Origin of the sequence: Collinsella sp. AM31-2AC (genome assembly GCF_003469285.1) — a bacterium.
Taxonomy (GTDB): domain Bacteria; phylum Actinomycetota; class Coriobacteriia; order Coriobacteriales; family Coriobacteriaceae; genus Collinsella; species Collinsella aerofaciens_AT.
The window spans coordinates 50,324-63,569 of record NZ_QSJB01000004.1 but is presented as its reverse complement, the minus strand read 5'-3'; the positions used below and the strand labels follow the sequence as shown (position 1 = coordinate 63,569).

Sequence of the window (13,246 nt, the reverse complement as noted above, 5' to 3'; positions counted from 1 at the left end):
CAGTTGTTACTCAGCAGCCTCCTCAAGCTCGGAGACATCAAACTCAAAGTCGTTGCCCGGTAGGATGGCATTGAGCACAATGCCCACCAGCGAACCCACGGCAAGACCCGAAAGCGAAATCGTCACGCCGCCCAGCTCCAACACGATGGCACCGGCGGTGCTGTACGCAATGCCGAGCGAGAGCACGAGCACCAGAGCTGCCACCAGCACGTTGCGGTTGTTCTGGAAATCGACCTGGTTTTCGATGAGGTTGCGGACGCCCACAGCGCTGATCATGCCGTAGAGCACGAGCGACACGCCGCCGATAACGCATGCCGGCATGGCGGCGATGACCGCGGCGAACTTGGGGCAGAACGAAAGCACGATGGCGCAGCACGCGGCAATGCGGATCACGCGCGGGTCGAACACGCGCGTCAGGGCGAGCACGCCGGTGTTCTCGCCATAGGTGGTGTTGGCCGGAGCGCCAAAGAGCGAAGCCAGGATCGTGGCAAGGCCGTCGCCGAGCAGCGTGCGATGCAGACCGGGATCGGCGATGTAGTTACGCTCGCAAGTGGAGCCGATAGCCGAGATATCACCGATATGCTCGATCATGGTCGCAAAGGCCAGCGGCATGATGGTAATGATGGCCGTCGTGGCAAGGCCGCTATCGAACTGCGGGCCAAAGAGCGCAAACACGGTGTTGTCCCACACGATGGGCAAGCCAACCCAGGGAGCGGCTGCGACGCCAGAGAAGTCGACCTCGCCCAGCGCAGCCGCAACGGCATAGCTCACCACAACGCCCAGCAGAATCGGCACGATCTTGACCATGCCGCGGCCCCAGATGTTGCAGATGACGATAACGGCAACGGCAATGACAGCCACGAGCCAGTTGGTCTGGCAGTTAGTAATAGCGGAACTTGCCAGGATCAAGCCGATGGAAATGACGATGGGACCAGTCACCACCGGCGGAAAGAAGCGCATGACGCGCTTGGCGCCAAACGCGCGGAACAGGGCCGCCAGCACCGGATAGAGCAGGCCGGCGCAGGCTACACCCAGGCAGGCGTAGGGCAAAAGCTCGGCCTCGCCGTTGGGCGCGATTGCGGCATAACCGGCAATAAAGGCAAACGACGAGCCCAAGAAGGCCGGCACCTTACCGCGCGACAGGAAGTGGAACAGCAGCGTGCCCAAGCCGGCAAACAAAAGCGTTGCCGAAACCGAGAGACCGGTGAGCACGGGCACCAGCACCGTGGCACCAAACATGGCAAACAGGTGCTGTAGGCCGAGCAAAAACATGCGCGGGCGGCCGAGCGACGATGCGTCGTAGATGGCATCGGTGACGGCGGGCGTCGAAGACTGGGACATGGATGTCCTTTCGAATGGAAGGGCGATCGGGCATATCGGATAACCTGCCCGAACGATACGATCCGAACCATTGTACGCGATACGCAACGTCTCGCACGCGCCGTCGCCTGCGAACGGTAGCGTTACTTCCAAACGCGCTCGGCAACGCGCTTGACCAGCGCGATCTTTGCCCATTGCTCATCCTCGGTCAGCTTGTTGCCAATCTCGCAGCTGGCAAAGCCGCACTGGGGCGACAGATACAGGTTCTCGAGCGGAACATACTTTGCAGCCTCGTGAATGCGTTCGACGATGGCATCCTCGTCCTCAAGCTCAGCGGCCTTGGTGGTCACCAGGCCCAACACGACCTTCTTGCCGGGGGCAACGTACTTGAGCGGCTCAAAGCCACCGGCACGCGGCGTATCGAACTCAAGGTAGAACGCATCGACGTTCTCGTGTGCGAACAGGTACGGCGCGATGGGGTCATAGCCGCCCTCGAAAGCATAGGTAGAGTGGTAGTTGCCGCGGCACACGTGCGTGTTAATGACGAGGTCGTCGGGCTTGTCCTCGATGGCGGCGTTGTTGAGCGCCACGCCCAGCTCGCTCACCCTTTGCAGGTCAACCGGGCTCATGCCAGTCTTGGACACAAAGTCGGTATCGCAGTAAATGCCCCAGGTGCAGTCATCAAACTGGATGTTGCGGCAACCCGCTGCGTACAGGTCGGCGATCACCGTGCGATAAGCGGCTGCAATTGCGTCGGCAAGTTCCTCATCGGTCTTATAGACAGCGCGCAGGCTCTCCTGCTGGCCATCGCAGCGGTCGAGCGTAACCTCCGAGAACGTCTGGATCGGCGCCGGAATGGTCTGGCGCGCAACCTGGCCCTCGCCCTCAAGCACCTTGACAAACTTAAAGTGCTCGACGAAGGGGTGGTTCTCGCCGCTGATGGGGCCGGTCACCACGGCGGTGTCAGCCGTGGTCTCCTCGTCGTGGAACATATAGCCCGTACGCGAGGTGCGGCGTTCAATGCCGTTGAGCCCCCACATAAAGTCGAGGTGCCAGTAACTGCGACGAAACTCGCCATCGGTAATCACCTGCAGGCCAGCGGCCTTTTGCTTTGCCACCAAATCGCGAATGGCATCGTCCTCGACGGCCTTAAGCCCCTCGGCATCAAGCGTGCCTGCCGCATAGGCAGCGCGGGCGTCCTTTACGGCCTGCGGACGAAGAAAGCTGCCGACGATATCGGCGCGAAACGGCGCGTTCGGTTGAATCGAAGTGCTCATGGATATCTCCCTTTGCATTGGTTGCTTTACTGGGACAGAGTATGAGCGCTCATATGGCCATCGTAAAATATATGTTTATAACAGTTTGATATAGATGCTTCCTATATCAGCTAGGACTGCCATAAAGAGATTTGATCCGTGCAGAACGCAGCAGCTTAGATGTGCTGACGAATCGCGTCAATATAGGCCCGACCGTAGCGCGTGAGCGTCGTGTTCTTGCGCGTGATGATGCCAATCTCCATGTACTCGTCCACATCGAGCGGAATGGAGATAATACCCGGCCCGTTGAGCTCGTGGCTGATCACGCCCGAACACACCGTGTAGCCGTTGAGGCCCATGGCCAGGTTGAACAACGTCGCACGGTCACGTACGCGGATATTCTTGCGACGCTCAAAGGTCGAGGTCAGTTCCTCGGAATAGTAAAACGAGTTATAGCTGCCCTGCTCGTAGGACAGGAACGGGTAGTCTTCCAAGTCCTCGAGCGTCACGCTCGAGCGGCCCGCCAGCGGATGGTCTGCGCACACGAAGACATGCGGCGTGGCGCAGAAGAGTCCCTCGAATACGAGCTCGTTGGCGGCAAGCATGCGCTCGATAACCTCGCGGTTATGCTCGGATAAGTATAGGATGCCCAGTTCGCTTTTCATATGCGCGACATCCTCGATAATCTCGTGAGTCTGCTCCTCGCGCAGGGTAAAGTCGTAACGCGTGGCATCGAACTCGCGGATCACGTCGACAAACGCGTTAACGGCAAAGGAATAATGCTGGCAGCTCACACTAAAGTGCGGCACCTGCTCGGATGCGCCCTTGTACTTGCCCTCGAGCAGGTCGGCCTGGTCGAGCACCTGGCGCGCATAGCCCAAGAAGGTCTCGCCTTCCTCGGACACAACGACGCCCTTGTTAGTGCGCTCAAAGATATGCACACCCATCTCGTTTTCGAGATCGCGAATCGACGCGGTAATCGAAGGCTGCGACACAAAGAGCCGGCGCGAGGCCTCGGTGATGCTGCCGCATTCGACAACCTTTACAACATATCTGAGCTGCTGAAGCTTCATAGCCTTCTCCCTAGACGTTCGTGACGCCAAAACCCGCCGCGTCCATTTGGCGCATAAACGACGGCATCTCCCCCGTCGCGGCGCAGGCGGCAATCTGATGTAGAGCCCCGGCGACCGCATCGTCTGCCGCAGCGCCGATATGCCAGCGCGCGGCAGCCGTGACGGCCTCGTTGGCATTGGCGACTGCAACGGAGTTGGGAACGGCATCGATCATGGGCAGATCGTTATCGGAATCGCCGAATACGGCCACCTCGTCGGGCGTCAGGCCCAAAGCGTGCGCCAGCTCTAACGCAGCGCAGCCCTTGTCCCAATCAGCAGGAAGGATGTCGAACAGGCGCACGCGGTTGTTGGGAAACACAAGCGAGAGCTCCGGCACCTCAGCGGCAACGCGCTCGCGTAGCTCCGCGAGCTCCTCACGCGAACGAGCACTCCAGATATTCGCCTTGAACACCGACGCGTCATCGACAACAGGACGGCACGGGGCCTCTTCGCCTTTGAGCCACGCGTTGCCGCCCGACTCCATGGCGCGGCGCACGCGCTCGGGGTCGCTCGTCACACAATAGGCATCGTTGCCCCAAAAGTCATCACCCAGGCCGTAGACCTTCAGATACGTATCGTCGGTCTCTTGCTCCAAGTAGTCAGCCAAGCGCATAAGGGCGGCGTTGTCGGTCGCATGCGAGGCTACCACCTCGCCGTCCACAAACATGACCTGGCCGTTGCAGAACGCGCCGGTCGAGAAGCACTCGGCGCGATTGCGGAACATCCAGCCCATCGCGGAGGGCTGGCGACCCGAAACCGGGCCAAAGTGCAGACCCGCCGCCTGCATGGCATGAATGCCCTCGATGGCGTAGTCGCTGGCGCCGTCATGCCCGGCTGGAATCAGCGTATCGTCCATATCGGTCAGCACAAGTTTAATCATAAGGCCCCCTCGGTCATTCTTAATCCCGTCTATTGTACCGACCTGCCAAAAAGGGACAGGTTTATATTGGCAGGTTTTATCTGGGAAAACGCAAAGCCCCAGTTGTTACCTGCCAAAATAAACCTGTCCCTTTTTGGCAGGTGCGCTAGTATAGGGAACAACAGATTCGATGCGGGAGTGCCGGCGGTGCAAACCACAAGGCTGAGAGGGCATGGGGCCCAATCCTTTGAACCTGTCAGTTAATGCTGGCGTAGGGAGCATGCCGCCTTTTTAGGGGCGCTGTCTATGCACAGCGCCCCTTTTCTATGCCAAGGAGGCATGTGCAGTGATCGATTCGAAACAGCTCAAGCAAAACGTGGTCAAGGCCGTGGAGGAGATTCGTGCCAACAATCCGATGGCGGGCTCCATCACCAACACGGTGACGATTGACTTTGTCGCCAACGCGCAGCTCGCCGTGGGCGGATCGGCCGCCATGGTCTATCTGCCCGACGAGGGCGAGGCGCTCGTTGCCGGCGGCGGCGCCATCTATCTGAACATGGGCACACTCTTCCCCATCTACGAGCAGACGATTCCCCGCGCGGCCAAGGCGGCACACGACGCCGGCAAGCCCTGGGTGCTCGATCCGGTGGGCCTGGGCATCGGCAGTCTGCGCACCCAGCTGGTAGGCGAACTCAAGCAGTACAAGCCCACCATCGTGCGCGGCAACGCCTCCGAGATCATTGCGCTCGCCGGCCTGTGGGGTCTTGAGGGTGAAGCCGCCGATCTGAGCCGCGTGCGCGGCGTTGACACCACCGATACGGTTGACGCCGCCCGCGGTGCCGCCGCGGCGCTCGCCCGCTACACCGGCGGCGCCGTAGTGGTCTCGGGCGAAGTCGACCTGATTACCGACGGCACGACCATGGCCAAGTCCCACGGCGGCAGCCCGCTCATGTCCAAGATCACCGGCTGCGGTTGCTCGCAGGGCGGCGTGTTGGCCGTGTACGCTTGCGCCACCGACCCGTTTACGGCGGCCATCTGCGGCACCGCCGTCTACAACGTTGCCGGCACGCGTGCCGCCGCCGTTGCCGATGCCCCGGCAAGCTTTAAGGTCGCCTTTATCGACGAGCTCTACCGCGCGACCGCTCAGGACATTGCCGATAACCAACTCGAGCTCGAGGAGGCATAAGCCATGTCCGAGCCCGCAACCAATGCCGGCATGAACACGCTCGTCGCTGTGGCCATCGCCCCGTGCGGCACCGGTGACGAGCTTTCCGCCGAGGTCGCCGAGGTCGTGCGCGTCATTCGCGAGAGCGGCCTTCCCAACCGCACCACCTCGATGTTCACCGAGATCGAGGGCGACTGGGACGAGGTCATGCAGGTCGTGCGCGACGCAACCTTTGTGTTGGCGAGCAAAGGTATCCGTACCGAAGTCGTGCTCAAAGCCGATATTCGCCCCGGTTTTACCGACACCATGACTGGCAAGCTCGAACGCATGGAAGCTCAGATCAAAAAGCAGGAGGAAGCACGATGAGCATCCGCGACAACCTTGATATCTCGGCCTATCTGGTACTCGGCCCCGAAAACACCCTCGGGCGACCCGTGGGCGATGTGGTGGCCCAGGCACTCGACGCCGGCTTTACCTGCATCCAGGTGCGCTCCAAGGTGGCAAGCGCCCGCGAGATCATCGCGCTGACGGGCGATGCCGCGCAGGCTATCGCACAGGCCGGCAAAACCGGGCAGGTCGCGCTGCTGATCGACGACCGCCTGGACTGCGTACTCGCCGCGCGCGAGCAGGGCATTGCTGTCGACGGCGTGCACGTGGGCCAGAGCGATATTCCCGTCGAGGTCTGCCGCAAACTTTTGGGCCCCGATGCCATCGTGGGCCTTTCGGCCCGTTGCGAGGAGATGCTCGAGTACGTCAAGACCGCCGACATGAGCCTAGTCGACTACCTGGGCATCGGCCCGCTCCACGAGACCGAGACCAAGCGCGACTGCGGACGCGCGGCCGACGGCTCTATCATCACCAAAAGCTTTGAGGACCTGGCCGCACTCCACGCGGCAAGCCCCGTGCCCATCGTGGTGGGCGGCGGCGTAAAGATGGCCGACCTGCCGCAGCTCAAGGCCACCGGCGTCGACGGCTTCTTTGTGGTGAGCGCCGTCTGCAGCGCCGACGACCCCTACGCCGCAGCCAAGGAGCTCGTCGATACCTGGCAGCAGGCATAAGCCTAGACCGAGCAGTTGCTCCGCAGCCTCATGTCTTCAATAGCGGAAAGCGCATACCAGTTTGGACGTCCATTCTGGGATGCGCTTTCCGCATAGAGGACCAGCGGGAAACTGCGTCCCAGTCTGAACGCTGATTACGGGATGCAGTTTCCGGCGTAGTCCCTACCCCGCCAGATACGCTTCCAGCGCGGGCAACGTCGCCTCCGCATCGCGACGGCCGATCTGGTAGATGCGCTCGAGTTCATCGGGCTCGCGGCACAGCGACGGCACCTTCACCGATTCGCTCGGCCGCACCACAAAGATCTCGCCAGCGGCTTCGCGACGCGCCAGGTCATCGAGCGTGGCATTGTAGACCTCGTGCCGATGCTCAAGCGCCGCAACAAACTCCGGATAGTGACGATACACGCGACGCAGCATAGGCATCACGCTATTGGGCTGCTTTACAAAGCCTGCCGGCTGCGTCAGCACCACCACGTTGCGGTCATAGCCTTGCTCAAACAGCCAAGCGCTGGGAATGGAATCGGCAACACCGCCATCCAAGTACTTACGACCCTCGATGGCAACAGGACGCGTCGCCACGGGAATCGCCGACGACGCCCGGATCCACTCAATATCGCGCTCGTCGCCATAGGGCAGGTCATGGTAGACGGCCTGCCCCGTCTTAAGATCGGTACATACGCACGTAAACTGCATGGGGCAGGCGCGATATGCCTCCAGATCGATGGGATCGCGCTCGATGGGTACCTCATGATAGGCAAACTCGGCATTGAACATATCGCCGGTTCGCAACCAGCTCGTCACGCTCGCATAGCGTTTGTCGGCGCAATAGGCCTTGTTGTAGCGAATGGCGCGGCCGATCTGGCGCGATTTAAAGTTGTAGCCAAACGCCGCGCCCGCCGAGACACCCACCATATGGTCGCAGGTTAAGCCGTGCTCCATCCATACGTCGAGCACGCCCGCCGTATACATACCGCGGTAGCCGCCTCCCTCGAGCGCAAGCCCCACCGTGCGCGTCGTGTCTGGCTGTGCCATGCGACCATCTCCGTTCCCGTGTTTTAAAGCGGAACAAGTATACCCGCCAACATATATCGACTCAGTCGCATTTATATCGAGCATCGCATCGTCACGCTACCGATTGGCGAATAATAGCCGCCCGCGGCAGGGGCACCCATATACAATCCTCTATTGTTGTTTATACTACTCAATAGTTATCAGCAGCGAACACGGACCGACATATTAAACCAGCGACGCAGCAAGGCGGGGGCCTGGATACACGCAAAGCGTTGAGCAGCAACGCGTGTGTACAACGAGCTCGCCCGACGCAATACACCCCGACCTCAGGAAGCCGCTTACAGCATGGATATCGCCAGCAATTACACCGAGACGCTCGAAAAGACCATCCGTGACCTTCTCGAGCGTCAGGACGATCTGATCAGGACTGCCTTTACCGACCAGCTCACCGGACTGGGCAACCGCGGCGGTTTCACCCGTTCCTTAGAGGAGCTCTGGGAACAGGAATTGCCCGTAACCATGGCGTTTATCGACATCGATAACCTTAAGCACTGCAACGACATCTTTGGCCATGACGAGGGCAACCGCTATATCTTACAGGTGAGCCTCTATCTCAAGCTGTATATGAAGGTGGACGAGGCGACATTTCGCCTGGGAGGCGACGAGTTTGCCATCCTGTCTACGATCGCGACCGAGGACGACCTCGCCGAGCGTCTGGAACACTGCCGGACGGTCCTGCTCAAAAACAACGATGCCGAGATGCCTCACTCGTTTAGCTACGGAGTGTCGCACGCCGACCCCGCCCTGGGCGAAGCCCCCAATCGCTTGACGAACGATGCCGACCATCGCATGTACGACTATAAGCTGCGCCATGCCGTGCACCTTGATCGACGCAATATCACGCAAGTCCACGCCGACGATTTCGAAGTTAGCGATCGCATTTTCGACGCCCTTTCGATGCTCAACGAAGGCCGCTATTTCTTTATCGAGAACCTGGACAAACATCGCACCCTTTGGTCACAAGGCGCCCTGCGCGACCTTGGTCTTCCTTCGGAGCATATAGACAACTGCCACGATTACTGGAAAACGCGCGTCCATCCCAATGACCTCGAGGCCTATAGCGACGATATCGACCAGATCTATAACGGCTCCAAGCACCGTCGCGTCATGCAATACCGCGTGCGCAACGCCGCCGGCGACTACGTTCTCTGCCGTGCTCGCGGGTTTCGTATCGACGGCGACGGAAATGTCCCCTCGCTCTATGTTGGCGAGCTCGTCAACCACTCGCTTGCCGAGACCGTCGACGCCGCCACGGGCCTTGGAACGCAGCGTATGTTGCTCAACGCTATCGATGCCTGCCGTCGCGACTGTTGCGAGACGGGGCTTATAGCGGTGCGCGTTCGCGGCACGACAAAGCTCAACGAGCTTTACGGAGCCGAGGCTGTCGACAACATGCTTGCCGAATACGCAGGCCGTATGCTGTCGATCACCCGTGGCAGGAGTCGCGTCTACCGCTCACGAAGCGTCCAGTTCGTCGTGCTCAGCAACGATTTGGACCATGAGGCGTTCGAGCAACTGGTCCATCATCTAAAAGAGGCCGTTTTCGCTCCCGTTCGAATCGCGGGCGATACCATTACTCCCGTCTGTCTTGTCGTCCCGGCCTTCTACGAGCGCCTAGCCAACCAAGCGACCGCCGTTTTAGGCGAACTCGACCGTCGCCTTCGCACGGCCGGCGGACTTGTTCCCAACGACAGCCTCCCCATACCCGAGATAGAGCGCAAAAGCGCTATCGCCGAGCGCATCGATATGCTCACGGGCCTCTGTCGACCCAGCGAGTTTATGCGGCGCGCCAACGCATTTCTCCAGACAAGGCGCGACGGCGCTTGGTGTATCGCCACCGTCGACATGGGACACATGCGACTGTTCAACGAATGGCACGGACAGGCCGAGGGAGACCGCATGCTCGCCGATGTGGGCACGGTCCTCAAGGACATCGAAAATGCCGACATGGGCGTCGCAGGATACTGGGGCCAAGACGACTTTTGCATACTCATCCCCTTTGAGCACGACACCGTCCATCAAATCTATAACAGCGTTCGCGAGGCCGTGGCCAAACATGATGACGGCGTGGGTTTCTGGCCGTCCATGGGCGTCTACCCCATCGACTCCAACGAGGAAATCACCATCGATGCGCAGGCCAAGGCCATGTTTACCAATCGGCGTGCAAAAAACGACTTTAAGGAGCGCATTGCCATTTTCCGCCCCGAGGAGTACGAGCGCGAAATCTCGTTCCACCGCACGCTGACCGAATTCCAGTATGCGCTCTCAAACGGCCGCATTACCTACTACTTGCAGCCCCAGGTCGACATGGAAACCGGCGAGATCACTGGCGCCGAGGCGCTCACGCGCTGGATTGACAAGGATGGCTCCCTCATTTCACCCGTCACCTTTATCCCCGCTCTCGAGGAAAGCGGTTTTGTGGTGACGCTCGACAAATACGTTTGGCAGGGCGTTGCCTCGTGGCTGCGCGGGCGCATCGATCGAGGGCTTCGCGTGGTTCCGATCTCGCTCAACGTGTCGCGCGTGGATATCCTTGCCTGCGACGTTGCCGAGCATATGGGGGCACTCGCCGACCAATACAATCTGCCGCCCGAGCTCATGCGCATCGAGATCACCGAGACGGCTTATACGGGAGAGTCCGAAGCTGTGGATAAGCTGACGGCCGACCTGCACAACCGCGGCTTCTCGACCTACATGGACGATTTTGGCACCGGCCAGTCCACGCTCGCGATGCTCAAGAACGTCAACGTCGACGTCATCAAGCTCGACCGCACGTTTGTGCCCGTCGACGGCGATCAAGGCCGCAGCGTGCAAATCATTTCATCAATGCTCGAGATGGCGCAGTCGCTCCATCTGCCCGTTGTGGTCGAAGGCATCGAGACAAATGAGCAGGCAAACATGCTACGCCAAATGGGCGCCCGCTACGCTCAGGGCTTCCTCTACTACCGTCCCATGCAGGCGGAGGATTTTGAGGCACTGCTCGACGGTGGCGACAGCAACTAATACGCTCGTGCGCAAACGCCACCGTCGAGGGAGCGTTTGTTCCCATGAGCTAACTAATACCCCAATCTAAACCGAATTGGGAGTAAGATACAAACCATTGTTCCATCCAAGGAGGTCATCCATCATGAACGAGTCGTATCGCCTGGGCGAGCAATCAATCATCGCTCATCTTCAGCGACTTGCGAACGGGGCCTCAACCACCGAGCTCGATGTTGCCGCGCTGCCCCCGGAGCTGCGTGCCATTGGTGAGCAACTGCAGAAAACGCTCGCCATCCTGCAACAAGAACGCGAGCTGCTTGAGCACGGCGCCTATATCGACTCGCTCACCAATCTTGGCAACCGTGGCGGACTCGACCGCCATGTCGATCAGCTCTGGCGCAAAGGCACCCCCTTCACCTGCGCCTATATCGATATCGACCGCCTTAAGCATTGCAACGATAAGTTTGGCCACGCCGAGGGCAATCGCTACATTCTGAGCATCTGCCGCGCACTCACCGAGACAATGGAGCACGATGAGTTGCTGTTCCGTATCGGTGGAGACGAATTTGTACTTATATCCCCCACGACAGACGAAGCCGAGCTCGAGCAGCGCCTGGAGCGGACGCGTGCCAATCTTATCGAGGCAACATCAGGCGACAAGGCGCCCATGATCGCCAGCTTTAGCTTTGGCTGCTCGCGCGTCGACCCGCTTGCAGGCGATACGCGTCGCCAGATGACAAAGGACGCCGACCGCAAAATGTATCGCTACAAGCTCATGTACCGTGTGCAACAACCGGAAGAAGGCGATGCGCCGCAACGCCCGGTCACCGAACAACCCCCCCCCCTGCAACGACCGAGTGTTCCAAGCGATCTCCATGAGCTCCGAGACGCGCTATCCGTTCATCATTAACCTCGACACCGGCGAATCGCAATGGTCGGTTAATGCCGTGCGCGATTTTGACCTACCCTCCCAGCATCCCTACAACTCGCTTGATATATGGCTTGCCCGTGTTCACCCCGAGGACCGCGACAACGTACGCGCCGAGCTCGATATGGTGGTAAACGGCACGTGGCACTTCCACTGCATGCAGTATCGCGTCATGAATACCGCCGGAAAATACGCGCTTTGCGACTGCACGGGCTACCGCCTGGACGGCACCGATACCGAGCCCAACATGTATGTGGGCATTGTCACCAACCGAAGCTTGGCAGATACGACCGATTCCGTGACCGGCCTGGGCGATATCCACGCCCTGGTCAACGCCATTGGCGAGATGCGTCGCGTGGCACGAAACGCGGGCTTGATCGCCATTAAAATCGACGACATCGCCAAGGTCAATGCCCGCTTTGGCTTTGATGCAGGCGACCGCGTTTTGGCAGAAAGCGCCGCCTGCCTCATGGATTGCTCGCGCGGCAAGGGTCGTCTGTTCCGCTCGACCGGACCGATGTTCGTGGCGCTCTTTGACGACTTTGATCCCGAAGAGACCGACGCGGTTGCAGACGAAATCGAACGGTTCTTGGGATCGCCCGTGCTCCTTGGCTCATTTGAATATCAGCCGCCCCTTCGCGTGGCCACGCTTCATCTGGACGCCGTTGACCGACAGCCCGTTTCCATTTTGAACGAGCTCAATGCGCTGGTTAAAGAGGCGCCGCAGGTACCGGGCACCAAGCTGGACTAGCGTTATGGGGCGCATGATGGTTAATTTCCGATCTCGGCGAACACATCAGGCAAATAGGTCGTACCCGCAGTTAGCCGAACCCCCCCCGCAGTCCCTCCCGGGGCCCGGGGGCACCGTTTTCGATACTCTTGGTTTCCTTCATCCGATGCAAATAAGTGCTCAACAACATAAAACCTATCCCCCGCCACGGATATGCCCTCGAGTAAATCTGTTAAGCCAACCCTATCAAATTCTTTTGACAATTGGCTGTATTGGTCCATTTTGTCGTCCATCCCGCTTCCGCTGGCTATCGCCTCATAAACACAAACCTAACGAGCCGCACGAACGACAAAGAGGCCAAGCTGAACAGAAGTAGAACCAAAACTTCAAAAACACTGGTATTCCAATCGCGCACCCAGCCCTCTACCGCCCACAAGAAAAACAGCAGCCCCATCCATAACGTCACAGAAGAAATCAACTTTGCGTAAGGGCGTATATCAATCCCGCTCTCCCTTTTTGTGACATCATATCCAGCAATTGAGCTGAGCCATCTTCCTCTTCTGTATTGGATTGAAAGAAGAATCAGGGCAATCGAAGTTATCAAGCAGACAGCATCCTCTGTTTCCATAGAACTTCCTTTGCTTTCCGTCCTAGCTGCGCGTTCACAATCGAATCAAACCAAGTGTGAATTACTCGATAGCAACCGCCTTAGTATTAATCATAGCCTCCGCAGCAGCCCGCCTTCCAAGACCTCAAAGCTCGCCA

The 13,246-nt window shown here is 59.4% G+C and carries 12 protein-coding genes and 1 riboswitch; of the genes, 6 read left to right on the top strand and 6 right to left on the bottom strand.

The genetic code is table 11. The features are described 5' to 3' along the window. Positions 1–6: 6 nt before the first annotated feature. The 4 genes from DW796_RS02685 to DW796_RS02670 all read right to left on the bottom strand — a co-directional run bounded on the left by DW796_RS02685 (position 7) and on the right by DW796_RS02670 (position 4,568). A complete protein-coding gene (locus DW796_RS02685) occupies positions 7–1,341 on the bottom strand; it encodes a uracil-xanthine permease family protein (protein ID WP_118094198.1) in 1,335 nt (444 codons plus the stop codon). A gap of 122 nt (positions 1,342–1,463) precedes the next feature. Continuing rightward, positions 1,464–2,597: a 5-methyltetrahydropteroyltriglutamate--homocysteine S-methyltransferase gene (locus tag DW796_RS02680; RefSeq protein ID WP_233539642.1), complete on the bottom strand. Its 1,134-nt coding sequence runs from the start codon at positions 2,595–2,597 to the stop codon at positions 1,464–1,466. A gap of 155 nt (positions 2,598–2,752) precedes the next feature. Beyond that, positions 2,753–3,649 carry a LysR family transcriptional regulator gene (locus DW796_RS02675; protein WP_118094196.1) on the bottom strand — a complete coding sequence of 299 codons (897 nt, stop codon included), beginning with the start codon at positions 3,647–3,649 and terminating at the stop codon, positions 2,753–2,755. Between the two features lie 10 nt (positions 3,650–3,659). Then, positions 3,660–4,568, bottom strand: a complete 909-nt coding sequence (locus DW796_RS02670; RefSeq protein WP_118094195.1) for an HAD-IIB family hydrolase — start codon at positions 4,566–4,568, stop codon at positions 3,660–3,662. A 163-nt stretch (positions 4,569–4,731) separates the two neighbouring features. Continuing rightward, positions 4,732–4,842, top strand: a riboswitch (TPP riboswitch). Between the two features lie 51 nt (positions 4,843–4,893). On the opposite strand from DW796_RS02670, the gene thiM reads away from it, so the two are divergent. The 3 genes from thiM to DW796_RS02655 are packed head-to-tail and all read left to right on the top strand — an operon-like array spanning position 4,894 to position 6,770. Continuing rightward, positions 4,894–5,733: a hydroxyethylthiazole kinase gene (gene thiM, locus DW796_RS02665; RefSeq protein ID WP_118094194.1), complete on the top strand. Its 840-nt coding sequence runs from the start codon at positions 4,894–4,896 to the stop codon at positions 5,731–5,733. Positions 5,734–5,736: 3 nt separating this feature from the next. Beyond that, positions 5,737–6,078 carry a thiamine-binding protein gene (locus tag DW796_RS02660; RefSeq protein ID WP_225093307.1) on the top strand — a complete coding sequence of 114 codons (342 nt, stop codon included), beginning with the start codon at positions 5,737–5,739 and terminating at the stop codon, positions 6,076–6,078. Continuing rightward, positions 6,075–6,770, top strand: a complete 696-nt coding sequence (locus tag DW796_RS02655; RefSeq protein WP_118094193.1) for a thiamine phosphate synthase — start codon at positions 6,075–6,077, stop codon at positions 6,768–6,770. The genes DW796_RS02660 and DW796_RS02655 overlap by 4 nt, the downstream gene beginning before the upstream one ends. Positions 6,771–6,932: 162 nt before the next feature. On the opposite strand, the gene DW796_RS02650 is transcribed toward DW796_RS02655, so the two are convergent. Then, on the bottom strand, positions 6,933–7,802 hold the full coding sequence (locus DW796_RS02650) for a patatin family protein (protein ID WP_117842945.1): 870 nt from the start codon (positions 7,800–7,802) through the stop codon (positions 6,933–6,935). 324 nt (positions 7,803–8,126) lie between these two features. On the opposite strand from DW796_RS02650, the gene DW796_RS02645 reads away from it, so the two are divergent. The 3 genes from DW796_RS02645 (at position 8,127) to DW796_RS02635 (ending at position 12,502) form a co-directional block, all read left to right on the top strand. Continuing rightward, positions 8,127–10,844 carry an EAL domain-containing protein gene (locus tag DW796_RS02645; protein WP_118094192.1) on the top strand — a complete coding sequence of 906 codons (2,718 nt, stop codon included), beginning with the start codon at positions 8,127–8,129 and terminating at the stop codon, positions 10,842–10,844. A gap of 124 nt (positions 10,845–10,968) precedes the next feature. After that, entirely contained in the window at positions 10,969–11,733 is a 765-nt protein-coding gene (locus tag DW796_RS02640; protein WP_118094191.1) for a GGDEF domain-containing protein, read from the top strand. Further along, positions 11,699–12,502 carry a diguanylate cyclase domain-containing protein gene (locus DW796_RS02635; RefSeq protein ID WP_158567672.1) on the top strand — a complete coding sequence of 268 codons (804 nt, stop codon included), beginning with the start codon at positions 11,699–11,701 and terminating at the stop codon, positions 12,500–12,502. Before DW796_RS02640 ends, DW796_RS02635 begins: the two co-directional genes overlap by 35 nt. Positions 12,503–12,788: 286 nt before the next feature. Here DW796_RS02635 and DW796_RS02625 read toward each other — a convergent pair whose 3' ends face one another. Beyond that, a complete protein-coding gene (locus DW796_RS02625; RefSeq protein WP_117797699.1) occupies positions 12,789–13,109 on the bottom strand; it encodes a hypothetical protein in 321 nt (106 codons plus the stop codon). Positions 13,110–13,246 lie beyond the last annotated feature (137 nt).